This is a genomic window from Halomonas sp. QHL1, from assembly GCF_001882345.1.
Taxonomy (GTDB): Bacteria; Pseudomonadota; Gammaproteobacteria; order Pseudomonadales; family Halomonadaceae; genus Vreelandella.
Genome location: NZ_MINL01000001.1, coordinates 3,647,767 through 3,672,573 on the forward strand (window position 1 = coordinate 3,647,767; position 24,807 = coordinate 3,672,573).

A 24,807-nucleotide genomic window follows, 5' to 3' on the forward strand; every position below is an offset into this window, starting at 1 on the left:
GAGGCAAATAATGGATTCGGAAAACAAACCTACGTCGCAAAGCTCATCGGTCGGGTCGCTACTTTCAACAGTGATGCAAGAAATTAGCTCACTGGTGCGTAACGAAGCTGAGCTCGCCAAGACAGAGATGTCAGAAAAAACCCACGAGGCCATGGCGGGCATCGCTTCGATCGCCATTGCCGGTGCGGTGCTGTTAGGCGGGTTTTTAACTCTGCTCGCCGCGATGGTTTTTCTGCTTAATGAAGTGCTTCCGCCCGAGACCACGCCTTGGCTGTCGGCATTGATTGTCGGTGGTGTGGTGACGGTTATCGGCATCGTTATGCTCAAAGCGGGCCAAAAGAAACTGCAGGCACGCAACCTGATGCCTAATCGCACGATGAATAGTCTGCAAAGTGACAAGGCGGTTGCGCAGAAGCATCAGCACAACATCAAGGAGGAGTTGAAATGACGGACCATGATAAGACTGACCATGATAAACAGCGCAATTCCGAAGAGATTGAGAAGGATATCCATCAGTCGCGCGAGCGCCTCGATTCCACGCTGAACGAGATCGAAGAGCGCTTCTCCCCCCAGCAGCTGCTGAATACATCCTACGAGTATCTGCGCCATGGCGGTGCCAACGAGTTTATGGCTAATTTGGGCACCACTATTAAGCAAAACCCACTGCCGTTTCTGGTTACCACGGCGGGATTGGGCTGGATGATGCTGTCACAGCGTCAGCCTAATCGAGGCCAGCATCAGTACGCTTCTGATACTGACCAGCGTTTTTACACCGGTGGGCAGTATTCATCGAACACCAGTAATACCCACGGTTCGACGGGTATTCCTGTTCATGAGGGCACCCACCCCAATGCCGCTATGCATGCACAGCCAGCTGGCATGGCCGGTGGAAATGAGCACTCAAGCGATGGCCAAGGCCGTATGAGCGAGATGTCCCATAAAGCCAAAGACTCAGCTCAACACCTGGGCCAGAAAGCCAAGCAAACGGCGCAGCAGTGGGGCGATAAGGCTCACCACCTGGGGGATAATATGCGAGATTCCACATCTCACCTGCAGCATGGCGCTCACGACAGCCTGCACAATATGGGACATCGCGCTCGCCAGGCAGAGAGCCAGGCCTCCGATTTTATTCAGGAGCACCCGCTGGTAGTCGGCGCGCTGGGGTTTGCGCTTGGCGCCGCTTTAGGCGGTATTTTCCCCGCCACCAAGAAAGAAGACGAGTATATGGGCGAGTATCGTGACCGCGTTCTCCATAAAGCCGCTGAAACAGGGCAAGAGCAAATGGATAAAGCTCAGCACTCTATTCACGAAAAAGCCGAGTCGTACAAGGACGAATCGCAGAAGGGTAAAGACACGCAGACAGCCGACAGTAGTGTCAGCGGCACTAATGTAAACACGCCGCAGGATAGGGAGACGGGGCTTAAGGGCTCACCCACTCCTTTTGCTGAAGGTACAGGGGCGAAGCAGCCCGATTCTGAGAAAAATAGCCCTGAAAGGCATAGCCCAGGGTTAACGGGTTCGAGTACCCCCTCTGGCAACACACAAGGGTCGGGCACTAACCGCACGCCTTAGCAATGCACAGTGGCCGCCCAAGTGCGGCCACTGTTTTATTGGCCTATTAAACTGAGAAATACCAAGCTCATAGCGGCAGACCATTGGCGGTATTGTTATTGCTAATATACCTCTTCACACCTAATGTTTGCCCTTCAACTAAATGTTTTTATTGGCTTTTATTGAAATTCTACTGTTTTTGTAAGCGACTGTGGTGGATTGAAAATAGCAAGAGAAGGGCTACAGTAAAGGCAGCTTAAAGAACGAGTGGTGTGCATTCACTCGCTCTCACGCTCACTGCGCTATTCAGGGAATCCAAGTGGCCGTTGCGCCACGGGATTGAAGAAATCAAGACCACCTACTGAAAGGAAGAAGCGATGACTCAAGTTCCTGATAAAGACAAGAAAGCCCCTAAAGATCGTGACGATCACCACGACGATGCCAACCCGATGCCGGATACCCATCATGTGAACCCAGAGTCCGATGACGATAAAAAGTCAGGCAAAGATTCCAAGAAATAATGGTTATGCAACATTGCTTAGACTTGGTCTAAACAGATAAGGCGCTACTACTTGTAGCGCCTTTTCACTTCCACACTCAGCCTACCTTCGCCTAATTGCAGCTTGAGCTTCTGACCTGGCTGGGTATCTTCCGCGCGGCGAATCACCTGACCCTGCTCATCCTGAGCAATCGCATAGCCCCGCCCTAAAACCGCCAGCGGGCTGACCGCATTGAGCTCCCGCGCTGCGGCTTTCAAGCGTGCCTGTCGGCTCTCTAGCTGGCGTTGCATGGCAGAAGCCAAGCGACGCTGTAACTGGCTCACGCGTTCACTTTCCGTACGATGCAACCGCCCCATATCCTGGCTGGCTAAACGCCTGTTCAGCTGCGCCACCTGGGCTTTTTGCTGGGTGAGGGTGTGCTGCATGGCGCGATTCAAGCGTTGGTCGAGAGCGGTTAAGTGCTGGCGCTGGCGGTTGAGCTGTTCGCCGGGGTGGCGCAGCTTGGCACGCAGGGTATCCAGCCGCTGGCTGTCGCGCTCAAGGCGCGCCTGCATGGACCGCTGCATGCGGCTGTGTTGATGCTCAAGCTGGCGCTTGAGCGTGTTTTGGTCGGGTACCAAGCGCTCGGCGGCAGCAGAAGGCGTAGGCGCGCGCATATCCGCGGCAAAATCCGCCAGGGTAAAATCCACCTCATGACCCACTGCCGACATCACCGGTAGCCGGGAGTGAAAAATCGCCCGAGCCAAGTGTTCATTATTAAACGCCCAGAGGTCTTCCAGGCTACCGCCGCCGCGGGTGATCAAAATCACATCGCGCTCCGGGTCTAGTCGTGCCTGACGGTTGAGCAACGCCAGCGCCGATATCATCGCAGATGCCGCCTCGGCGCCTTGAACGGGCACGGGAATCAGCGTCACATCCGCCAGTGGCCAGCGGGCTTCCAACACCGCCAGCACATCGCGAATCGCTGCCCCGGTGGCGGAGCTCAAAATCAACAGCTTGCGGGGCGGGAAGGGTAGCGGCCGGGCGTTGGCAAACACGCCTTCGCCCTCTAACTGCGCTTTTAAGCGCTCAAACGCTGCCAACAGTTCACCCAGGCCCGCCGCTTGAACGGCGTCGGCAATTAGCTGGTAATCGCCGCGGGGTTCGAACAGCGACACCCGCCCGCGCAGCTTGACCTGATCGCCATCGCGCATAGGGGCGGAGACAAACCGCGCCCGCTGACGAAACAGCGCACAGCGAATCTGCGCACGGTCATCCTTCAACGTGAAATAAACATGCCCAGAGGCCGGGCGGGAAACGTTAGAGAGTTCGCCCTCCACCCACACTTCGCCCATATCGCGCTCAAGGGTTTGCTTGGCGCGCTGGTTAAGTTGGCTGACAGAAAGCGTTTGAGGAGTGGGGGAGGCCATAAGGTTAAGCCCGCTCGATTAGAAAACGTTTGAGGGCTGCAGGGTCGGGTACGCCCTGAATCACTTCGCCATCGATGACCAAGGTAGGCACCGACTGAATCATCGCCTCTTCTACCGCATGCCGCTGGGCTGCCTGATGCTGCTCGCGGTAGCTGCCCTGGGCCAGCGCATCGAGTACCGCCTGGCGCTCCAGACCCACCGACTCGCCAATATCCGCCAACACCTCTGGGTCGCCAATATCGCGCTCCTGCTGGAAAAACGCTTTTAAAGCTGCCATGGAGTAGGCGTGGCCCAAGCCCTGCTCTTCGGCCATGGCGAATACTTCAAAGGCTTTATCGGTACGCGGCTGGGGAGAAACATTGGGCAGCTTAATCGGCACACCGAGCTTTTCCGCCATGGGATAAACCGCTTCACGCCATATTTTAGGCAAATAAGGGTCTTCCACTTTCAGAGTGGGCACCGGGGCTGGGCGCAGCTCAAAGGGTCGCCAGCGGATTTCGACGTCTAGGCCCTTGGTCGCCTGGGCAATGGCCTCTTCAGCCAGCAGGCAGAAGGGGCAAACGTAATCGGTATATACAATGATTTGCTGAGGCAAGCGAACGCCCTCCACGCCGTAAAATGTCTAATCCTCAGCCTATCATTAAACGTCATTAGCATTTGGTATAAGCACAACAGCGTGACTGCATTGCTGGGATGGCCCTCAAAACGCTATAATAGGCGATTAACCTTTCACGCCCCACTTCCTCTCAATCAGGGTGTTGCCGCTATGCTACGTATGGCCCAAGAAGCACTAACGTTCGATGACGTACTCCTCGTTCCCGGCTTCTCCGATGTCCTTCCCAAGGATGTCAGCCTCAAAACCCGCCTGACTCGCACTCTTTCGCTCAACATTCCGCTACTTTCTGCTGCGATGGACACCGTTACCGAAGCGCGTCTAGCGATTGCGATGGCCCAGGAAGGCGGCATCGGCATCATCCATAAGAGCATGGCCATGACCCAGCAAGCCGCTGAGGTGCGCAAGGTCAAAAAACACGAGAGCGTGATCGTCAAAGACCCGGTCACCGTTAGCCCTAAAGCCAAGCTCGAAGACCTGCTCGCCATGGCCCGTGAATACGGCTTCTCCGGTTTCCCCGTGGTAGAAGGCGAGACCCTGGTGGGTATCGTGACTGAACGCGACATGCGCTTCCAGCCTAACCACGGTGACAGCGTTGAAGCGATCATGACTCCCCGCGAGCGGCTGATTACCGTTAAAGAAGGCACCGATTTAGAAACCAGCAAAGCCAAGATGCGCGAACACCGCATCGAGAAAATGCTGATTGTGGATGACGAGTTCCATCTGCGCGGTCTGGTCACCTTCCAGGATATCGAAAAAGCCCGCACCTACCCGATGGCCGCCAAAGACAGCGACGGCCGTTTGTTAGTCGGCGCGGCGGTAGGTACCGGCCCGGAAACCCCGGACCGCGTCGCGGCGCTAGCTGAAGCAGGCGTGGACGTGATCATTGTCGATACCGCTCACGGTCACTCTCAGGGCGTTCTCGACCGCGTTCGCTGGATCAAAGAAAACTTCCCCAACATTCAGGTGATTGGCGGCAACATCGCCACCGCCGGTGCTGCCCGGGCGCTGGCCGAAGCGGGTGCGGATGCCGTTAAAGTCGGTATCGGCCCTGGCTCGATCTGTACCACGCGTATTGTAGCCGGCGTTGGCGTACCGCAAATTACTGCGGTTTCCAACGTGGCCGAAGCGCTCAAAGAGTACGACATTCCGCTGATTGCCGACGGTGGCATTCGCTACTCTGGTGATTTGGCCAAGGCGATTGCCGCTGGCGCCAGTGCCGTGATGGTCGGTGGCCTGCTGGCAGGTACCGAAGAAGCGCCGGGCGAAGTCGAGCTTTACCAGGGCCGTACCTACAAAGCCTACCGGGGCATGGGCTCCATGGGCGCCATGTCGCAAAACCAGGGCAGCGCCGACCGCTACTTCCAGGATAAGAGCGAAGGCGCTGAGAAGCTGGTGCCGGAAGGCATTGAAGGCCGCGTTCCCTATAAAGGCATGATGGGCGCTATCGTCCACCAGCTGATGGGCGGGCTGCGCGCTTCCATGGGCTACACCGGCTGCCGCGATATTCAGGAAATGCGCACCAAGCCGGAGTTTGTACAAATTACCGGCGCTGGCTTTAACGAATCCCACGTCCACAACGTGCAGATCACTAAAGAAGCTCCCAACTATCGGGTGAGCTAACCAGCGTATTTAGTTAAAACGGCGGCGGGCACAACAGCTCGCCGCTTGCTTTTTGGCCTTACCAGCGGCACCCACACCGCTTAACCGAGACCCCGCCATGAGTGACATTCACGCCCATAAGATTTTGATTCTCGACTTCGGCTCGCAGTACACCCAACTGATCGCCCGCCGCGTACGCGAGATCGGCGTTTATTCCGAAGTCCGCGCGTTTGATATCACCGAAGAAGAGATCCGCGAGTACAACCCCAACGGCATTATCATGGCCGGTGGCCCGGAATCCGTGACGGAACTGGACTCCCCGCGTGCGCCCCAGTGTGTGTTTGAAATGGGCCTGCCGGTGTTTGGTATCTGCTACGGCATGCAAACCATGGCCGAGCAGTTGGGCGGTAAGGTAGAGGGCTCCAACCAGCGTGAATTCGGCTACGCGCAGATTCAGATCGACGAAGATAACGCGCTGTTCAAAGACATCAAAGACCATGTGGATGCTAAAAGCGGCAAGGCCCTGCTGGACGTATGGATGAGCCACGGCGACAAGGTGGCCGAAGCGCCCGCCGAATTCACCGTGACCGCTTCCACACCGAGCTGCCCGATTGCCGCCATGGCCTGGGAAGAGAAGCAGTTTTACGGCGTTCAGTTCCACCCGGAAGTCACCCACACCCTGCAGGGCCAGCGCATTCTCGAGCACTTCGTGCTGGATATCTGTAAAGCCGAAAAACTCTGGACGCCCGCACAAATCATCGAAGACCAGGTTCAGCGCGTACGCGAGCAAGTGGGCGACCGTCACGTCCTGCTCGGCCTTTCCGGCGGTGTGGATTCCTCTGTGGTTGCTGCGTTGCTGCACAAAGCGATTGGCACCCAGCTGACTTGCGTCTTCGTTGACAACGGCCTGCTGCGTAAAGCGGAAGGCGACCAGGTAATGGAAACCTTCGCCAAGCACATGGGTGTGAAGGTGATCCGCGTAGATGCCGAAGACCTGTTCCTCGGCAAGCTGAAGGGAGAGAAAGACCCGGAAGCCAAACGCAAAATCATCGGTAACACCTTCATCGACGTATTCGATGACGAAGCCAGCAAAATCGACGGCGTCGAGTTCCTGGCCCAGGGCACCATCTACCCGGACGTGATCGAATCCGCCGCCTCCAAGACCGGCAAAGCGCACGTGATCAAATCCCACCACAACGTAGGTGGCCTGCCGGAAACCATGAAGCTCAAGCTGGTCGAGCCGCTGCGCGAACTGTTCAAGGACGAAGTGCGCAAACTCGGCCTGGAACTCGGCTTGCCCTACGATATGGTCTACCGCCACCCGTTCCCCGGCCCCGGCCTGGGCGTGCGTATTCTGGGCGAAGTGAAGAAGGACTACGCCGACATCCTCCGCGATGCCGACGCCATCTTCATTGAAGAGCTACGCGCCTCTGGCTGGTACGAAAAAACCAGCCAGGCATTCGCCGTGTTCCTGCCGGTGAAATCCGTAGGCGTAGTAGGCGACGGCCGCCGCTATGAATGGGTCATCGCGCTACGCGCGGTAGAAACCATCGACTTCATGACCGCCCGCTGGGCGCACCTTCCCTATGAGCTGCTGGAGAAGGTTTCCAACCGGATTATCAATGAGTTGGAAGGGGTTTCGCGGGTTACTTATGATGTCTCCAGCAAGCCGCCTGCTACTATTGAGTGGGAGTAGTTATTATATAGTAAGCCATTGATTTAATTGAATTTAAAAGTTGCACAAAAGTGGCGCGCAAGGAATTCACTCATTGATTTCCTTGCGTTTTTTTTATAGCGTTGCACAAAATGTCGCACAGAACTGTGACTACTGCGGACAGTAGTACTTCGAGACTTGGCAATGACTATAAAGAAGAAGAACTTTTCAGAAGACGAAATAAAGATTTTTGACGAAGCCATAATATATAAGCGAGGCGAATACTGGCATTTTCGCATGTGGCTGGAGAATGAGAAAAAGTATGCTAGGAAAAGCTTGCGTACTCGCAGCCAATCGACTGCTATGGAGAAGGGGAAAGAGCTCTACTTAGAGTTGTATGCTAATCAAAGAATGGGCAAGACATACTTTTCCCTAACCACTAAAGGTGGCGTAAGCAAGTATCTTGCCCAGCGCCAGAAAGACGTAGAGAGCAAGTTGATAGTAAGTGGCAGGTTCGTGACTATTAAAACGCATCTCCAGCACTGGCTAGACTTCATAGGTAAAGAAACTAGGCTTAAAGAACTATCGCGGACTGATTGTGAAGGATACTTCCATCATAGAATGAAAGCGTCTAAGGGTAATGTAAAGCAGGTTACGCTTAAAAACGAGCAAAGCACTATCAATGGCTGCATGCGCTATCTATTCAAGCAGCATGATACACACATAGACTCGTTTGATTTTCCAAAGCTCCCCAAAGTAGACGGGAATAACGAGGCTGTGAGAAGGGCGACTTTTACAAGCGAAGAATACGATAAGCTTGTTAAGGTGATGAGAGCATACTGCGCCAAGTCCAATAAGAAAATCGATGCTGATGAACTGATTATGCGACAGCTTGTAAGGCACTATATTTTGATTGCCGCAAATAGCGGATTGAGGGTTGGTGAGCAACGTCAGCTTAGATGGAATGATGTTGAAATCGATATTGTAAAAAGCCAAGGCATAGAAAAAAAGCTGGCGAAAATCAGAGTTCGTGCAGAGACTAGTAAAGTTAGAACCAGCAGAATTATATATTGCCGAGGTGGGCAGTACTTTGAAAGGTTGAAGAAGATTGCAAAGCCATTGTCAACTAATTCCCTAGTGTTTAGTGTTGATGGAGAAAACGAGATAAGTAAGCGTGCACTGCTCTACCACTTTCATAAGATTGTAGAATTGGCAGAGATTGAAGACAAAGAGAACAGAAACCTGGTTCCCTACAGTCTTCGTCATTTTATGATAACGCAGCGAATTATGAGTGGGTTGAGCTTCAGGCAGATTGCCGACATGTGTGGTACTAGTGTTGCTCAAATAGAGAAAACATACTATCATCTGAACGATGAAATTCGCTTGACAAACGCGTTAGCAGACTATCGCCGAAATGAAGATGGCACTATTGTAACGATTTAAGAGATAATAAAAATGCAAAAGTATTTGATTCGTGAGTCCTGTACTGGTGGACTAATATTCTATGACTCATATGAAAGAATTGTGGGCGGGGAAAAAGTTGTTGCCAGGAGGGAAGAAAATACTGGCGGTGCTGAAATCACTATTGTCTTTCCGAGCTCGAACGCCCTTCCGGACGATGACGAAGAACTAAACCTCAATGACTACAAGTATGATATTGTCAGCATAACCGGCGATATACAAGTTTGGTGGTATATTGAAGGTGATTTAAGCGAGCGAAAAGAAGACGAACTACTAGAAGAGCTTTATGAAGGTGGCAATGAAGAAGAGAAGTGGAGTAATATTGAAGGCTGCCATGTAGCATTTCTCCAAGGTGGCTATGATATAATTAAAAAGCTCTGATATTATATTGACTCAATAGCCTTCCTCAGCATGTTATCGTTAACATCAATATAGCGTTGAGTGGTTTGTATGCTCTGGTGTCCTGCCAGCTCAGCAAGTACCCTAACGCTTACACCCTTGCCAGCTAGCTCCGTAATGAACGTGCGCCGTCCGCTGTGACTAGTAGCGCCCTCGATGCCCGCGCGTGCGTACAAGCGCTGTAGGAGCTGCGTAGCAGTATTCGCAGTGAACCGCTGGCTCTTTTGCGTGTTGAATAGGTAAACGCTGCTACAGCGCGTCGTTGAGCGCTGTAGATACCGCAGTAGCTCCTTGCGCATGCGGGATGGAACGTATACGACGCGCGTGCGCTTGCCTTTCGTCTGGGACGCTGTCAGGCGTATCTCTGAACGTATGTCGCCGTCCTCGCTGACGACATCGCTCACGCGTAAGCTCGCAACCTCTCCAATGCGCATACCGCACCAGTGCGTAAGCAGCAGCATTGCTCTGTTTCGCTCGCTGTAGCGTTCGCAAGCATCCACGTGCTGGAGTACGCGCTTGAGTTCTGCTTTGCTGAGTGTCTTTGCCTGCGCCATTGCTTTGTCCCCAAAATCTAATGTTTTCGTGCAAGTAGTGTATTTTCTGATGTTTTAATTGGACAAGTCCTTTTGGCTGAGTTGAAGACGTAATCATTTCAACAGTTTAAGTGGTAATGTAAGATATTATGTATTTTCTTACATTTTATATGTGATGTGTTTTAGCTGTACTGTTGTGCCGTTTAGTCAATACGATAACAAGCCACTCTATGAGAATGAGTAGCTAGGTGTCTCGCTGGCAGTCGTAAGTCAACTATAGGCATCGCCTTTCTTAGACTAAATTAACTGTCAGTGTTTTTTTAAATAGCAACACTCTATTAAAAGAACATCGCCCTCACGCTCTGTAAGCTCTTTCCAGCAGTATTCACTACGTGTATCGTCGGCGCTTATGTTGTTTTTCATAAGCATACTATGCCCTTTTTGTATTCGTGATTCCCAAATATCGATGCTGTTGTGATAAATTTGCCTGTAGTGCTTCAGATGATTGCCTTTTATAAAGAAGTGGATGTGTGTGTTTGCACGTAATTTACCATGCTCCAAAAAAACTAGCCTTTCTAATCTTATGCCTTCACTAAGTTCTCTTCTTGTGAGTAGCTTTCTGTCCAGTATATTGAAAAAATGTGTTGCATCAGCTATTGCTTGCTCATCGCTTGTCTGACTACCATCTTTGAATGTTGCAGTGCCAAATAGCCAAAAATTTTGCTGTCGTACCCACGTTGCTCCATCAATTTTAGTTTTTTCCAAATAATGCACGTTTTTTATACTCCTAATACGCTGAGCTAAATACACAGAGAGCAAGCTTTGCGTAATGTTATTTATCAACAAGGAGGCAGTGCTTTAATAATATGGTAATCAATGAGGTTTATGAGCTTTTACGCCAGCTTGGTGCTGTGAGGAGTGAGAGTGAGTTCAGTAGGGATTGGCTATGTAGAAGCGAGTGTTACATGCGGACTCTGCGTTTTAAGCGTGTGAAACCCAGCCTGGACGTATTAGCCATATGTGCTAGTAAGCTCCAGCACTATGCAAACGTGATGTCACAAATAGATGAGCACAAGGAAATTTCAAATAAATTTTATGAGTTGAGTGAACGTTGCCATAAAGAGATTAATGTGCAGAGCAAGTCAATATGGGCTAGCTCTTGAAATTGGTTCTGTAAGATAGAATAAAACTGGATACCAAATCTCATAGGGAAGTACTTACAGATTCGAGGTGGTGATTTTGACTCACTCCATTCTTAAAAGGACTATTAATGAGTAAAGAAACAATAGATGCTATACAGAAATCATTACTGGTGATTAGAAATCAGCTTGATAAAGAAGACGCAGAGACAAAATTAGCTGCGCTTCAGCTTCTCATGGGTACAAGTCAAAGTGTCGTGGCAATGGCGAAGAAGCTAACAAAGCCGAAGGTGGTGACAAAAAAACAAAAAATAGCAATTCCACAAAGAAAAATCGTTAAGCAACCGCCAATAAAGCAGCCACCAAATTCAATATCAAACGATAAGGAGAGAAGAAGCACGCAACCAATTCGTCCTCAGCCACCGTTATCAAACCAACGCAATTAATAAAGTCCCGCCTAAAAACCATTAAAAAGTGAACGGTTTTATGCGCTATGTCTTTACAGTTGGCAGAACGGCTGACTGGTATAGTTATACGTATTAAAAATACTCATGGCACTATCCTTGAACTATCAGACGTAAAAAAACGTGCTTTCCAAGGCTCGGTAAAATCTGTATAATAATAACTATAACCCAGAAAACTATCTGCTAAGTTCTTATAATTAAGCGTAGCGTAAGAGGTAGAAGCTTAATGAAGTTATGGTGTATTTAATTATTATAGTCGTGAAGGTGTCTTTCATTAAAGTGGAAGAGTTTAATATTAGGTTTTCTTTTCCGCAAAATAAATTATAGTTTTTGGCTAAAGGATGAAGAAGCAATGATAGATGTAAAGAACTTTAAGATGACGCACGAGATTTTCCGTAAAGCAAACAATCCTCTTACGAATAAAGATGAATTACTGGAGATTGCGAAATTAAATGATAATATATTGAGCGCAGCTATAGCTTTTAATGTAAATGCTGATAGAGAGATTTTGTCAACTCTAGAGAAAATTAATTCTCCGGAAGTCCGGCGAAATCTAGCCACCCGTTATGGCAACTACCCTAATCTTTACACAATCGAAGTGCGAGAGGTTACAGAAGGCGACTCATCATACGTATATTCATTGAGAACTGATATTTCGTATAGTAAATACATCTCAAAAGTCAGTAGCGAGCCAGAGCAGCAGCGTTCGTATATCAATAACTATATAAAAGAAAATCAGCTTGTGCGTTCATCTTTTTATTTTATCATTAAAAATATCGAAAATAATAAGCGATGCGGTACAGTTAGGCTGTATAACTTCAGAGATGACAGCTTTGAATGGGGAAGTTGGATATTAGATTCGAATAAAACAAGATTCGCAGCAATGGAAACTGCTATCTTTGTATACGAGTTTGCCTTTAATAACCTTGGGTTTTCGAAAAGCGAGTTTGAAGTTAATAAAGAAAATGAGAAAGTTGTAAGTTATCACCTTAAGAGCGGGGCAAAAGTGATTTCTGAAGATAGCGAAAATCTTTATTTTAGAATAACTAAAGATGAAGCACTTTCTTTTACTGCAACGCTTAGAAATAGACTTGAGTCCAAGATGCACTGAAGCACTTTTTGATTTTGGTGTTGTTATGAGTGAATGGTACGACAATCAGAAAAAACCGTCGTCTACTTGGCGAGAAAGGCTCAATGCTTCATCAGAAATAAGCGGAGCTAAGCGGGATAATCTTAGTGCGAACGAGCAACGAAAGCTCGCCAAGCTCGAGAGTATGGCAGAGCAGCTTAGGCGTGGAAAAAACGTGCAAAACCGTCAACTGCAAACTTGGCTTAGTGAAGACGAGTTCGAACAGATAGAAGCAGAGTGGCAAGAGCAACTTGAGCTGCGTAAAGAACTCAAAGAAATACCTGATGAACTTAGATGCTACGAAGAAAAGCTAAAGCAAGCCACGTTTCAATTCAACCGTGCTGAAGGCTACAGTAACAAAGGCAAGCACTCGATAGCGAAGAAGTTCTACGACAAGAGTGAAAGCTTGTGTGAGGATGCGCTGGAGATACTGCAAGAAATTTTGCACTATGACGCACATCTTCGAATTTGGTTTGATAGAGACATAAGCTTTGAAGCAGGCAGTGACTTGGGTGCAGATTTGGTTTCTTTGCCGCGTTTAGTTACGTCACGTAGTATTGAGAAAAAGGGTTCTGACTGCCGCTTACAGACAAAGCTTCAAGTTAAATTGGGTGTGGTTGGGCGGGCTATCAATACTTTAAAATGCAGTGGTAATAAAGATAATGCCAAAGAGTTTGATGAAGTGAAATCCAATGAGCTTGCGGCGTTTCTGAAAATTGAATAGTTGGATTCTATTTTTCGGATGACAGCCTTCTGAGTCTGAAGCTACATTGTAGTTATAAAGAACAGGAGGCTATTTTTATGTCTATTTTTGATTCGCTCAAGCTTGTCCAGCACACTCCGCAGTCCGCAAATAATCCGGTTGTTAATCGTAGGAACAAGCTAGTTGACAAAATTGACGAGCAAATTTCTCTCGCAACTGACGCTGGGTTTGCACCTACTAAAACGAAGTGGGTGACAGACGAGGATGGCACGCAAAGGAAAGTTGAGTATGCTAAGCGTGTTAAGCGTTGGTGGACTCATGGGGCAGGCGGCAGTGTTCTACTAACGGTTCGTTATGGAAGCAAGCCGTTAGAGTTTGCCAAAGGAAAGCAGGCTATTGAACTTGCTAACGTCGAGGAAGTGGAACCGACTTTGCAAAAAATAAAAGAGGCTGTACTTGCAGGCGAACTCGATGAGATTGTGGAAAAACAGGCTACATACGCGAGGAGCGTGCCTAAAGCTAAGCGCTAGTTGTTCGTGTTAACACGACTTGTCGATGTCTTGCTGCTGCTTAACGCTTAGGGTTCGCTTTGAGCAGTTGCAAAGCGTGTAACGATTTTGCGTAACTGATTGATTTTACAGCGTCCGTTGGCATTGTATAGATTTCGCCTAGATGCACAAAAGTTACACGCTATTATTGAGAAGTTTTTAACCCACTGAAATAAAACGCTATTATTTTAGAGTTGCTATGGAGTGGGAGTGAGTTTTACTTGCTAGCTCTGTCCGCAAAAACCCGCCGAAAGGTGGGTTTTTGGCGAATTAGAAGGGTCGAGTTACACAGTTCTCCTGGCTAATCGGTTCGCAACTATTTACATAGTTGCGTTTTCGTCAATCTGTTAGCTCCGCAGTGGCCAGTCAGAAGGAATAAGCTTCACCCCCGATGCCTTCGTCCACCGTCCCTTAACCGCCGCAACATACTCCGGGTCATTCTCGATGTAGGCATGCTCAATAAGGATAACTTGTAACCCAGCTTGGCGGGCAGTTTCTTCAAATAAAAACCGAACAATCTGTTGCATAGCCAACTGATCGTCATCTTTCTCCATTTCTTGTAGCCTTTTTTCGTCGCCACCTTTGGGATAATAAGGACGGCTGATTTGATCAATGACTAGAAGACCAGGGACGGGGGCTTTGACTGTTTCAAAAAGTTTCTGAAGTGAAAAGGCAAGTGCTAGATGGATTGCTAGGTAGTTTTGGTCGGAACCGATCTCAGCCATCGTGAGAACTGCTCGTCGAGAAGGTTCGACAATAGAAAGGCCCGGCGTAGAGGAGAACACGACTCGTGAGTCTGTTGCAGGTAGCTCAGTAGGAAGGTCGGCGAGCATCTCAGTTGCGAAAGAACTCACCATGTTTTCCGCATCACGGAGGCGCTCTCTGCGCGCTTGAGGATCAACCTGGTCTCTGAGTTCCTCAATCCTAGATACAAGTGATGTAGAGTCTGCCAGATTGGTCTGGAAGTCTTTTGCTGTTGTCTCAAGGAACTGATCAATTCGCCCAATAACCCTCGCCCTATCATGAAAAAGTGGTCTGTTATCATCTGCTGCTTCCTCAAGCCGAACAAGTCCACTAAGCTGGGATTCAAGTTCGTTTAGACGCTCATATTTGCAACTAATTAAACTTTCTATGTGTTCACAGTGACTATCGAGGCGATGGCCTACTCCGTCGAACGCAAGAACTTCGCTTGAGACTAGATTTAGAGAGTTTTGAATTTGTTCGGCCATACTCTGACCCACTGAATCGCCCCAGGTTTCGTAGACACCTCTAGGCCTTATACTAAAGGTATCTAGGAGGATCCATGAGCCGTCCCCGTTACACTGAAGAATTCAAAATCGAAGCCGTTAAACAGGTGGTAGAGCGTGGCCATCGAGTTGCCGAGGTCGCTGAGCGTTTAGGCGTGTCAGGCCACAGCTTGTACCACTGGATCAAACGCTACGATAAGCCGGTAGAACAACGGCAAGAAGATGATGATCTCCAAGCTGAAAACCGTCGTTTGAAGGCTGAACTAAAACGTGTGTCAGAAGAGCGAGATATATTAAAAAAGGCCACCGCGTACTTCGCCAGGGAGTCCGACTGAGGTACGCGTTTATTCAAAAGCATGCGGGCCAATATCCGGTACGTCGCTTGTGCCGCATGATGGCCGTGCACCCTAGCGGCTACTACGCATGGTGCAAAAAAGCACTGTCTAATCGAGACCGGGTTGATCAGCGCCTCTTGGGATTGATCAAGCATGCGTGGCTTGAAAGCGGCGGTGTTTATGGATATCGCAAGGTCTACCAGGATTTGCGTGAGGCTGGCGAAGCCTGCGGTAAGCACCGAGTGGCCCGCCTGATGCGTAGAGAAGGTTTACGCTCTCAGACCGGCTATCGACGACGCCCTGGCTGCTATGGCGGTGGAAAGCCGGCCATCGTATCACCCAACCATTTAGACCGTCAGTTTGAAGTAACAGCGCCAAATATGGCTTGGGTGACGGATATTACGTACATCCGAACGTACGAAGGCTGGCTTTACTTAGCGGTGGTTATCGACCTGTTTTCTCGTCAAGTGGTTGGCTGGTCGATGAAGTCACGTATGACCACGGAGTTAGTGCTGGATGCTTTATTGTCGGCAGTTTGGCGACGCAAGCCACAAGGAACTGTGATGGTGCATTCGGATCAAGGAAGCCAGTTTAGCAGTGGAGACTGGCAAAGCTTTTTGAAAGCTAATCACCTGGTGGGCAGCATGAGCCGACGTGGTAACTGTCATGACAACGCCGTTGCTGAAAGCTTCTTTCAACTCCTCAAGCGAGAGCGGATCAAGCGACAGATTTATTCGACACGGGAAGCGGCTAGACGCGACGTGTTCAATTACATTGAAATGTTCTACAACCCAAAGCGCCGACACGGCACAAGTGATAACTTGTCACCGGTTGAGTATGAAAGGCGTTACTTTAAGAGCCTAACGGGTGTCTAGAATATCCGGGGCGATTCAGTATTAGTTTATAAAAAGTGTATTTTAATCACTATGAGTGATCAAAATGAGAGTAAATTAAACCGCCTGCTGACTGGGCTAAGCGATACCGGCGTCGTTTCCAGCCGGTGGTTAAGAGCGCATGGCTATTACAGTAGCTTGTTGGCCCGCTATGTCGCTAGTGGTTGGCTGGTCTCCCCGGCGCGTGGCGTATACATGCGAAAAGGAGGCTCCCTTGAGTGGGAAGGAGTGGTGAGCACGCTGCAACGGACGGAGGGATTGTCCCTGCATGTAGGCGGGCGCTTTGCTTTGGCTTGGCTGGGATATGAGCACTACCTTCGGCTGGGCGAAGCCGCAGTGGTCACACTCTATGGGCCGGATCGTATGCCGGGGTGGGTGTACAAGTTGCCGTTGGTGGAGCGTATCGAACACTGCGGCAAAGGGCCCTTTGATCTGCCAGTTATTCCATTTACTGATGAGACAACGGATCAGGCGTTGTTGGACCAAGCTCTGGAACGGCGTGAAGCTGTGCAGAGCGGGGTGCTGGTGTGTTCGACCCCGGAGCGGGCCATGCTGGAGTTGTGTGATCAGGCGTCGGATGCTGGTGGGGTCTACGAGGTAGATGCATTGATGCAGGGCATGGCCACCCTGCGTCCACAGCGGCTTGAAATGTTGTTGCGCCATTGCCACAGCATCAAGGCTAAGCGCCTGTTTCTGGCGCTGGCCGAACGTCATGGGCACGCTTGGTTTTCGCACCTATCGGTCAAGGGTGTGAATCTCGGTCGTGGCAAGCGATCGCTGGTTCCTGGGGGCCGTTTGCATTCCAAGTATCAAATTGTCCTACCGGGAGATCTTGATGAGCAGTTGGGATAAACGCTACAGCGACCGGGTGCAGTTGCTGGTAGATATTCTGCCGGTGCTGGCAAAAGAAACCCGGTTTGCACTGAAGGGTGGAACCGCCATCAACTTGTTTGAGCATGATCTCCCCAGGCTATCAGTGGATATCGACCTGACCTGGCTGCCTGTGCAGGACTTTGAGACAGGTGTAGCGGCAATTTCAGCGGCATTGGAGCAGTTGGCGGAGACACTACGTGCCCGCCCTTTGCAATTACAGGTGCAGACATCGGGTGGCGCGAACACTGGGGGCATCACGCGATTGATTTGCAGCCGCGGCCGTGCACGTGTGCAGATCGAAACAACCCCGGTGATGCGAGGCACAGTACACCCGGTTCGAACGATGGTGGTCCAACCGGAAGTCGAACAGGCCTTCGGCTTTGCTTCAACACAGGTGCTCGATTTTGCCGATCTCTACGCTGGGAAATTGGCGGCGGCCTTGTCTCGTCAACATCCCAGGGATCTGTTCGACATAGGCTTGCTGCTGGAAGATGAACGCGCCGATGCGACATTGTGGCGAACCTTTCTGGTGTATCTGACGTGTAGCCCCAAACCGGCCTGGGAACTTCTGGCTCCCCGTGAACCGATGGATTTTGAGGCGATCTTCGATGCTCATTTCAAGGGAATGACCGCCAAGCCAGTGACGGCGGCGCAACTGCTGGAGAACAGAGCACGGTTACTGCTATGGATATCCGGAAAGCTGGATAAGCCGTCATGTGACTTTCTATGGTCCGTCGAAGATGAGCAGCCTGATTTTGAATTGATCAATCTTGAGGGGGCAGCAGCATTGCCGGGGGTAGGACGAAAGTTGCAAAATCTTGCTCGTCGCTCAAAGGCCAAGCGCCAGGCGGATCGCCATCAACTTGAACAGGTCCTGGCACGGATAGCATCTGATACGTGAACAATGGCACCCCTGCTGAACTCATGAATGATCAGCAAATAGAGATATTCACCAGCGAAGATGGGAAGCGTTTGGCCCCATTCTAAGTGCCTTGCCCCCACAGCGTTTCTAGTGAACCACCTACCGGTGCGTTCTTGGGTAAAACCACGGAAGCCACCCGCGCTTGTGCTTCCGCAAGCTGTGTTGGGTCGCCGCGTTCTATTTCAGGGTCTTGCCCTGGTGGGTAAGCGCCTACCATGCAGAAGTCATCGTCCGCCTCCAGGCTGGCATGCCCAACGCCCGCTGGCAGCACCAGCACATCGCCTGCGTAAAGCATCAACTCCTGGCCGTTAGGGCCACCCAGCCGTGCCCGGGCCTGCCCGCGGAAGATGCCCAGTGATTCATGGGCAGTGGAGTGAAAGTGGTCAAAGTCATATAGGTGGTAGCGCCATGCAGGGGGCCAGCCGTGGCGTTTGAACATGGCTTCAAAAGTATCGGCCCGCTTCTCTGCATCGCTGATGTCGAGAACCTGGCGGTAAATCAGCACCGGCAGTGGGGAGTTGGGAAAGCCGTTCGTTTCATCGCTGTCGAAATAGAGCGTTTCGGGCTGTGGGAGCTGCACAATGATCTCCTACTTCTGAGCTGCGGATTTTGCGAATACCAGATTGAGCCTAGCAGCGCTTTTTTCATATTGCCGCTATTTCCGTGTCACAGGGCTACCAGGTTGCATCCCGCGATACGGTGCCATTTGAGGCAGCCCACTTGAAGGTAATTAACCCTTGGAAACCGCATCGTTCCCTAGGAGAATAACAACGATATGGTCACGCTTTTTAGAAGTGCCGTGCTGACCGAAGGCAGGGATAGTTTTCAGCCGATATAAACGTTTAAGGCGCCAATTACGTAGCTGGAAGATTTTTTTGAGTTGAGTTTTTATCAAGCGAGTAACTTTTAAAAGTAAGAACATAATAGAGATAGAAGGACGTATGGAAAAAATAGCAGCAGCCGATTCGGAAGCCCAGTCAGCCGACCTAGTCGCTCAAAACATAGAGCAATTGAAAGCATTATTTCCTGAATTGGTCACTGAAGGCGCCAATGGCGTGTCCGTCAACGTCGACGTACTTAAGTCACTGGTGGGCGATGTCGCTATCACTGATGCCGATGAAAAATACGGACTCAACTGGCACGGTAAGCGTAGTGCGCGTCAATTAGCCTTAACGCCTAGCATGGGAACGCTGCGGCCCTTCAAGGAAAAAAGTCTCGATTGGGAAACTACCCGGAATTTGATGATCGAGGGTGACAATCTCGAAGTGCTCAAACAGCTGCAGAAGAGTTACGCCGGAAAAGTAAAGCTTATCTATATCGATCCTCCTTATAACACGGGAAAGGACTTCGTTTATCCGGATAACTTTCAGGATAATATTAAAAACTATCTTAAAATGACCGGCCAGATAGACGGCGGGGAGAGGATAAGCAGCAATTTTGAAACTAGCGGTCGGTTTCATACAGACTGGCTAAATATGATCTATCCAAGGCTGAAGTTAGCCCGTAACTTACTTTGCGAAGATGGCGTGATTTTTATGTCCATTGATGATGGTGAGGTAGCCAATCTTCGTAAAGTGAGTGACGAGATATTCGGTGAGGAAAATTTCATTGCCAACGTTGTATGGCAAAAAAAATACACACGTTCCAACGATGCCAAGTGGTTTTCAGACAATCATGACCATATTCTGGTCTACGGTAAAAATAAAAGCCTAGTAACGTTTAATGGGCAAGAGCGGAATGCCGATCAGATTCGCGCCTATAAAAATCCCGATGACCACTTTAAGGGACCTTGGAAGGCCACGCCGCTCCATGCGAAAAGCGGCACGAATACCAAACCTTACACCTTTAATAATGGGATCGTATGGGCGCCCCCTAAAGGCACCTATCGCCGGTTCAATGATGCCTCAATGCGGCAGATGGATGAATCCAATGAAATCTGGTTTGGCGAGAAGGGTGACCAGACGCCTCAAAAAAAATCATTCTTAAGTGAAGTGAAACAAGGGGTTACTCCCGTTACGTTGTGGCCATACCAAGAAGTTGGCCACAATCATGAGGCCAATAGTGATCTTAAAGCTTTAGGGCTTGGCGGTATTTTTGATAACCCCAAGCCGGTTAGGCTTGTGCAACGAATGATTAATCTGGCAACGAGCACTGATAAAGAGCACATTGTGCTAGATTTTTTCGCTGGTTCAGGCACAACGGCACATGCTGTTCTTGATGCAAATGCTCAAGATCAAGGGAACAGGCGTTTCATTTGTGTTCAGCTCCCAGAGCCTTTAGGCAATATTAATCATGATGAAGCGCTAAAGCTGGATAATATCGCTGAAATAACCGCTGAGCGGATTCGTCGGTCAATTAATCGGATCAGTGAAAATCAGCCGGAATATGCCGGCGATCTTGGCTTTCGTGTTCTCGGCTTGAGCACTTCTAATGTACGTGCTTGGAATCCCCAGCCTGCCAATCTAGAGCAATCTCTTCTAGAGAACGTCAATCATCTGGTCGATGAGCGTAGTGAAGAAGATATCCTTTGTGAATTGTTATTAAAATTAGGACACGATATTTGTGTACCTATCGAGTCTCGCACTATTGCTGACCATCATGTTTATTCTATTAGTGGTGGCACATTAATAGCTTGCTTCGCACGTTCAATTCCAACTTCCGATGTAGAAGCGTTGGCTTCGGGAATCGTTCAGTGGTACCAAGAGCACGCATCAGCCGCCGAGGTCACCTGTGTCTTTCTTGATGAGGCTTTTGCCGATGATGTTGCCAAGTTGAATATGTCAGCCATTCTGCAGCAGTCTGGCATTAAAAATTTGCGCAGCTTATAGACGTTAATATGTTCATTACTCCTCTTCAGCAAGCATCATGCGCAGACAGGAATTCTGTGAGCTGTGGCCCTGACCCGAGTGATTGGATTGCACCCTCGCTACCCGTCGGTTGGCGCTTGTTGAGCTTTCACTTTTTCGTCGACTGGATGCAGTCGCCGCCTCACTTAGCCAATAGAGTGTGGCTGGCTCGTCAGGTGCGATTTGAACACGAGAGTGAAATGGCGAAAGAGCTAGAAAGCAATCTTTTGAATATGTTTAATCAAAGTGATGATCGAAATTGCTTTGATGGGCTTGAGGATGTGTGCCGGAAATATAGCCATGATTTGTCAGCCATGATTCTTCCCGATATTCCTGTGTCTGTTATTACTGAGCAAACGCCCATATGGGTAATAAGAAGAACAGAAAATGCCGATTTAGGGATAGGAAAGTATTCGGTTAACAGCCTCAAAAAGGCGATACAGTTCCATTCTGGCGGCCCTGTAAAAGTAGGAACGAAGGGCCTGACATATGGGACAAGCGCCGTTGAATGCTTTCTTTCTGGCTCCGACGCAGCCTTTCCCGGCGATGCTGATGGGGTCGTGGTGGATGATCAGAATCAGGTTCGGTGTGTTATAGAGTATAAAAAACACACGATTGGGGATGCGTTAGATAACCATCTTATAAACAGGTACTACCCTAGTCCCGATGGTCGAAAATATAAGCGCCTTGAGGCGCTAAGGTTACATTATGAACGTGTGAACCAATCCCCTACGCCGTTGGTTATTGTGTATTTTTCGACGAGAGAGCCAGTGATACGGCTGCAAGAAATAGATCGGCTGAATGATGATTCCGTTGATATTCGTCGTGACTCGGGAAATATAAATATTGATGGAAAGCATTCCAACGATATTTCTAAACAAGTCATTCAATGGCTGGGCATACAGATATGAAACTGAATTTTGATCCGAATCTCGACTATCAGATGCAGGCCATTGAAGCCGTTTGTGATTTATTCCGTGGACAAGAAGTGTGCCGCACCGAATTCACGGTTTCGATGAAGCAGCCGGAACGCCAGTTGGCACTGGGTATGGCAGAGACCGATTTAGGCCTTGGCAATCAACTAACGTTATTGGACGACCAGCTGTTAGAAAATCTGCGCGAGGTACAATTGCGCAACGGTCTAGCGCCTTCCAACATGCTGACCTCGGGCGACTTTACCGTCGAGATGGAGACGGGCACGGGTAAAACCTACGTCTACCTGCGCACAATTTTCGAGCTGAATAAGCGCTACGGATTCACCAAATTTGTCATCGTCGTCCCTTCAATCGCCATTAAAGAAGGTGTTTATAAATCGCTGGAAATCACTAAAGAGCACTTTAATGGGATTTATGCCGGGACACCGGTGGATTTCTTCTTATATGACGCTAAGAAATTGGGCCAGGTGCGCAATTTCGCCACCAGCGCCACCATACAGATAATGGTGGCCACGGTGGGGGCCATCAATAAGAAGGACATCAACAACCTCTATAAGCAAAGCGAGAAAACGGGTGGCGAGAAGCCCATTGATCTCATAAAAGCTGCCCAGCCCATCGTCATTGTGGACGAGCCTCAGAGCGTGGATGGTGGCCTAAAAGGCGCTGGCAGAACCGCATTGGATGCGATGAATCCACTATGCACGCTGCGCTACTCGGCGACCCATGTAGACAAGCATCATATGGTGTATCGCCTGGATGCGCTTGATGCTTATGAGCGCAAGCTGGTTAAGCAAATCGAGGTTGCGGCCGCCACGGTCGAAGATGCTCATAACAGAGCCTTTGTGCGACTGGTATCGGTGAGTAATAAGCGCGGCAACATCACTGCCAAGGTCGAGCTGAGCGTAAAAACCGCTACAGGGGTTAAGCGCCAAGAGGTGACGGTTAGTGACGGAGACGAACTGCAGCCTCTTGCGAAGCGTGATATCTATGCTGACTTCCGCGTGGGTGAGATCAATACATCCAAGGGTGAGGAGTTTCTGGAGCTGCGCTACCCCGGCGGTGAAGAGTTCCTTCAATTGGGGCAGGCCCATGGTGACGTGGACCGGCTTGCCGTCCAGCGTGAGATGATACGTCGCACCATTCGCGAACATCTTGATAAGGAAAAGGTGCTGCGGCCGCAGGGCATTAAAGTCTTGTCCCTTTTCTTCATCGATTCGGTAGAGCTTTACCGCCAATATGATGGCGAGGGTAATCCTGTTAAAGGCGCCTATGCGCGTATTTTCGAGGAAGAGTATCGGCGAGCGGCTAAGCTACCCGCCTACCAAAGCCTGTTTAACGACGTGGATTGGGGTTACGCCGCTGAAGAGGCGCACGACGGCTACTTCTCCGTTGATAGAAAAGGGGGGTGGTTAGATACCGCGGAAAACAATGCCAGCGGCCGTGAGAATGCGGAGCGGGCATACAACTTAATTATGAAGGATAAAGAGAAGCTGCTCTCCTTCGCGACTCCCCTCAAGTTTATTTTTTCGCACTCAGCGCTTAAGGAAGGTTGGGACAGCCCCAACGTTTTCCAGATTTGTACCTTGCGGGAAATGGGCTCAGAGCGTGAGCGGCGGCAGTCCATCGGCAGGGGCTTAAGGCTGTGTGTGAACCAGGAGGGTGAGCGTGTTCATGGCTTCGACATTAATCGCCTCACCGTCATTGCCACGGAGTCTTACGAACAGTTTGCCGAAAATCTGCAAAGTGAAATTGAGGCCGAAACGGGCATCCGCTTCGGTGTGCTGGAGCAACACCAGTTCGCCGGCATTACCGTTACGTCTGCCGATGAAACTCTCTCTGCCTTAGGGTTAGATGAGTCTAAAAAGCTGTGGGATTACCTTAAGACGGCGGGTTACATTGACGCCAACGGCGTTGTACAGGATTCACTCAAGCAGGTCTTGAAAAGTGGCACCTTGGAATTGCCAGAAACCTTTAACACGGCGCATCGCGACCAGATTATCGAGGTGCTACGTAAGGTCTCTGGGCGGCTGGAAGTAAAAAATGCCGACGAGCGCAAGCCCGTGCCGCTGCGCAAAGACAAGGCGGGCAAAGCCGTTTATCTATCAGATGAGTTCAAGGCGCTGTGGGATCGTATCAAGTATAAAACGACCTATCGTGTGCAGTTCGACAATGACCAATTGCTGGATGACTGCATCGACGCCTTAAAGGCAGCCCCGGCCATTTCGAAAGCACGGCTACAGTGGCGCAAGGTTGATATTGCGATTGGAAAAGGCGGCGTTCAGGCGACGGAAAAGGACGGCGCCAGTACAGTTGTGCTTAATGAAGCTGACCTTGAGCTGCCGGACTTATTGACCGAGCTGCAGGACCGTACACACCTAACGCGGCGGAGTATCGTCACTATTCTGACTAAAAGCGGCCGTCTGGATGACTTCAAGTGCAACCCCCAGCAATTTATTGAACAGGCTGGCGAAATTATCAATCGCTGCAAGCGCTTAGCGTTAGACGATGGCATTAAATACCATAAAATAGGTGAGGATCACTTCTACGCCCAGGAGCTGTTCGCTAAGGATGAGCTGACCGGCTATCTACGCAACATGCTACTGGATACTCAACGCTCTATTTACGAACACGTCATATTTGATTCGAACACCGAAAGAGACTTCGCCGACGCATTAGAGAAAAATGACGGCGTGGAGCTTTATACTAAGTTGCCCAGCTGGTTTAAAGTGCCAACCCCATTGGGGTCGTACAATCCTGATTGGGCGATTGTCTTCGACAAAGAAGGCGAGCAACGGCTCTATTTTGTTGTGGAGACCAAGAACAGTCTTTTCGGGGATGATCGCCGAAGTAACGAAAACGCCAAAATAAAGTGCGGTATGGCGCACTTTTCAGCGCTAGAGGAAAGTGAAAACCCAGCCCGTTATCTCGTGGCTACATCGTTAGAGGATGTGCTGAAGACGACGCAGTAGTAGCGACTTCATAGCGGGGAAGTCGCTAGCTTTTGTGTTGTCAGTGCTGGTTTTGCTCAACAAGCGCTGGGCTGGATATTAA

At 49.9% G+C, this 24,807-nt stretch carries 24 protein-coding genes; 18 read left to right on the forward strand and 6 right to left on the reverse strand.

From position 1 onward, the window contains the following. Positions 1 to 10: 10 nt before the first annotated feature. From QHL1GM_RS16715 to QHL1GM_RS19430, 3 genes are all read left to right on the forward strand, one after another. Positions 11 to 448 carry a phage holin family protein gene (locus QHL1GM_RS16715; protein WP_071695478.1) on the forward strand — a complete coding sequence of 146 codons (438 nt, stop codon included), beginning with the start codon at positions 11 to 13 and terminating at the stop codon, positions 446 to 448. Continuing rightward, positions 445 to 1,572 (forward strand): DUF3618 domain-containing protein, encoded by a 1,128-nt coding sequence (locus QHL1GM_RS16720; RefSeq protein ID WP_071695479.1) that lies wholly within the window; start codon positions 445 to 447, stop codon positions 1,570 to 1,572. The genes QHL1GM_RS16715 and QHL1GM_RS16720 overlap by 4 nt, the downstream gene beginning before the upstream one ends. 356 nt (positions 1,573 to 1,928) lie before the next feature. Beyond that, a complete protein-coding gene (locus tag QHL1GM_RS19430; protein WP_175540394.1) occupies positions 1,929 to 2,072 on the forward strand; it encodes a hypothetical protein in 144 nt (47 codons plus the stop codon). 47 nt (positions 2,073 to 2,119) lie between these two features. On the opposite strand, the gene xseA is transcribed toward QHL1GM_RS19430, so the two are convergent. Both xseA and QHL1GM_RS16730 read right to left on the reverse strand, forming a co-directional pair. Beyond that, positions 2,120 to 3,460 carry an exodeoxyribonuclease VII large subunit gene (xseA, locus tag QHL1GM_RS16725; protein WP_071695480.1) on the reverse strand — a complete coding sequence of 447 codons (1,341 nt, stop codon included), beginning with the start codon at positions 3,458 to 3,460 and terminating at the stop codon, positions 2,120 to 2,122. Between the two features lie 4 nt (positions 3,461 to 3,464). Then, entirely contained in the window at positions 3,465 to 4,055 is a 591-nt protein-coding gene (locus QHL1GM_RS16730; protein ID WP_071696031.1) for a DsbA family protein, read from the reverse strand. A 171-nt stretch (positions 4,056 to 4,226) separates the two neighbouring features. Between QHL1GM_RS16730 and guaB the strand changes: the two genes are divergently transcribed. From guaB to QHL1GM_RS16750, 4 genes are all read left to right on the forward strand, one after another. Further along, positions 4,227 to 5,696 (forward strand): IMP dehydrogenase, encoded by a 1,470-nt coding sequence (gene guaB, locus QHL1GM_RS16735; protein WP_071695481.1) that lies wholly within the window; start codon positions 4,227 to 4,229, stop codon positions 5,694 to 5,696. A gap of 97 nt (positions 5,697 to 5,793) precedes the next feature. Next, a complete protein-coding gene (gene guaA / locus QHL1GM_RS16740) occupies positions 5,794 to 7,371 on the forward strand; it encodes a glutamine-hydrolyzing GMP synthase (RefSeq protein WP_071695482.1) in 1,578 nt (525 codons plus the stop codon). 162 nt (positions 7,372 to 7,533) lie between these two features. Continuing rightward, the gene (locus tag QHL1GM_RS16745) at positions 7,534 to 8,772 is read left to right on the forward strand and encodes a tyrosine-type recombinase/integrase (protein ID WP_071695483.1); all 1,239 of its coding nucleotides are present in this window, start codon (positions 7,534 to 7,536) and stop codon (positions 8,770 to 8,772) included. A 12-nt stretch (positions 8,773 to 8,784) separates the two neighbouring features. Beyond that, complete coding sequence (locus QHL1GM_RS16750) at positions 8,785 to 9,171, forward strand: hypothetical protein (protein WP_071695484.1); 387 nt, start codon at positions 8,785 to 8,787, stop codon at positions 9,169 to 9,171. A gap of 2 nt (positions 9,172 to 9,173) precedes the next feature. On the opposite strand, the gene QHL1GM_RS16755 is transcribed toward QHL1GM_RS16750, so the two are convergent. Together QHL1GM_RS16755 and QHL1GM_RS16760 are read right to left on the reverse strand one after the other, a co-directional pair. Beyond that, positions 9,174 to 9,743, reverse strand: coding sequence for a site-specific integrase (locus tag QHL1GM_RS16755; protein ID WP_071695485.1), 570 nt, complete (start codon positions 9,741 to 9,743; stop codon positions 9,174 to 9,176). 288 nt (positions 9,744 to 10,031) lie between these two features. Next, positions 10,032 to 10,496 (reverse strand): hypothetical protein, encoded by a 465-nt coding sequence (locus tag QHL1GM_RS16760; protein ID WP_071695486.1) that lies wholly within the window; start codon positions 10,494 to 10,496, stop codon positions 10,032 to 10,034. A gap of 92 nt (positions 10,497 to 10,588) precedes the next feature. Here QHL1GM_RS16760 and QHL1GM_RS19940 point away from each other — a divergent pair, with 92 nt between their 5' ends. The 5 genes from QHL1GM_RS19940 to QHL1GM_RS16785 all read left to right on the forward strand — a co-directional run bounded on the left by QHL1GM_RS19940 (position 10,589) and on the right by QHL1GM_RS16785 (position 13,687). Beyond that, positions 10,589 to 10,885, forward strand: coding sequence for a DUF6626 family protein (locus QHL1GM_RS19940; protein ID WP_071695487.1), 297 nt, complete (start codon positions 10,589 to 10,591; stop codon positions 10,883 to 10,885). Positions 10,886 to 10,992: 107 nt separating this feature from the next. Then, a complete protein-coding gene (locus QHL1GM_RS16770; RefSeq protein WP_071695488.1) occupies positions 10,993 to 11,307 on the forward strand; it encodes a hypothetical protein in 315 nt (104 codons plus the stop codon). Between the two features lie 394 nt (positions 11,308 to 11,701). Beyond that, positions 11,702 to 12,436, forward strand: a complete 735-nt coding sequence (locus tag QHL1GM_RS16775; RefSeq protein WP_175540395.1) for a GNAT family N-acetyltransferase — start codon at positions 11,702 to 11,704, stop codon at positions 12,434 to 12,436. Beyond that, on the forward strand, positions 12,378 to 13,178 hold the full coding sequence (locus tag QHL1GM_RS16780; RefSeq protein ID WP_217648551.1) for a hypothetical protein: 801 nt from the start codon (positions 12,378 to 12,380) through the stop codon (positions 13,176 to 13,178). The genes QHL1GM_RS16775 and QHL1GM_RS16780 overlap by 59 nt, the downstream gene beginning before the upstream one ends. Before the next feature lie 77 nt (positions 13,179 to 13,255). Beyond that, positions 13,256 to 13,687: a DUF6641 family protein gene (locus QHL1GM_RS16785; RefSeq protein ID WP_071695490.1), complete on the forward strand. Its 432-nt coding sequence runs from the start codon at positions 13,256 to 13,258 to the stop codon at positions 13,685 to 13,687. Between the two features lie 365 nt (positions 13,688 to 14,052). On the opposite strand, the gene QHL1GM_RS16790 is transcribed toward QHL1GM_RS16785, so the two are convergent. Next, on the reverse strand, positions 14,053 to 14,934 hold the full coding sequence (locus QHL1GM_RS16790) for a DUF3732 domain-containing protein (protein ID WP_071695491.1): 882 nt from the start codon (positions 14,932 to 14,934) through the stop codon (positions 14,053 to 14,055). Between the two features lie 74 nt (positions 14,935 to 15,008). On the opposite strand from QHL1GM_RS16790, the gene QHL1GM_RS16800 reads away from it, so the two are divergent. From QHL1GM_RS16800 to QHL1GM_RS16810, 3 genes are all read left to right on the forward strand, one after another. Beyond that, positions 15,009 to 16,162, forward strand: a protein-coding gene (locus QHL1GM_RS16800; protein ID WP_139245614.1) for an IS3 family transposase whose coding sequence is annotated in 2 segments (ribosomal slippage) — positions 15,009 to 15,252 and positions 15,252 to 16,162 — 1,155 coding nt in all. Because the reading frame shifts where the segments join, the coding sequence is not laid out codon by codon here. A 51-nt stretch (positions 16,163 to 16,213) separates the two neighbouring features. After that, positions 16,214 to 17,032 (forward strand): type IV toxin-antitoxin system AbiEi family antitoxin domain-containing protein, encoded by an 819-nt coding sequence (locus tag QHL1GM_RS16805; protein WP_071695492.1) that lies wholly within the window; start codon positions 16,214 to 16,216, stop codon positions 17,030 to 17,032. Next, positions 17,016 to 17,954, forward strand: coding sequence for a nucleotidyl transferase AbiEii/AbiGii toxin family protein (locus tag QHL1GM_RS16810; RefSeq protein WP_071695493.1), 939 nt, complete (start codon positions 17,016 to 17,018; stop codon positions 17,952 to 17,954). The genes QHL1GM_RS16805 and QHL1GM_RS16810 overlap by 17 nt, the downstream gene beginning before the upstream one ends. Before the next feature lie 82 nt (positions 17,955 to 18,036). On the opposite strand, the gene QHL1GM_RS16815 is transcribed toward QHL1GM_RS16810, so the two are convergent. After that, complete coding sequence (locus QHL1GM_RS16815; protein ID WP_071695494.1) at positions 18,037 to 18,555, reverse strand: cupin; 519 nt, start codon at positions 18,553 to 18,555, stop codon at positions 18,037 to 18,039. A 361-nt stretch (positions 18,556 to 18,916) separates the two neighbouring features. Between QHL1GM_RS16815 and QHL1GM_RS16820 the strand changes: the two genes are divergently transcribed. From QHL1GM_RS16820 to QHL1GM_RS16830, 3 genes are read left to right on the forward strand one after another with little or no spacing between them, the layout of a single operon-like run. Next, the gene (locus QHL1GM_RS16820; protein ID WP_071695495.1) at positions 18,917 to 20,803 is read left to right on the forward strand and encodes a site-specific DNA-methyltransferase; all 1,887 of its coding nucleotides are present in this window, start codon (positions 18,917 to 18,919) and stop codon (positions 20,801 to 20,803) included. Between the two features lie 8 nt (positions 20,804 to 20,811). Then, positions 20,812 to 21,732 carry a hypothetical protein gene (locus QHL1GM_RS16825; protein ID WP_175540396.1) on the forward strand — a complete coding sequence of 307 codons (921 nt, stop codon included), beginning with the start codon at positions 20,812 to 20,814 and terminating at the stop codon, positions 21,730 to 21,732. Next, positions 21,729 to 24,725, forward strand: a complete 2,997-nt coding sequence (locus QHL1GM_RS16830) for a type III restriction-modification system endonuclease (RefSeq protein WP_071695497.1) — start codon at positions 21,729 to 21,731, stop codon at positions 24,723 to 24,725. The genes QHL1GM_RS16825 and QHL1GM_RS16830 overlap by 4 nt, the downstream gene beginning before the upstream one ends. The last annotated feature ends 82 nt before the right edge of the window (positions 24,726 to 24,807 follow it).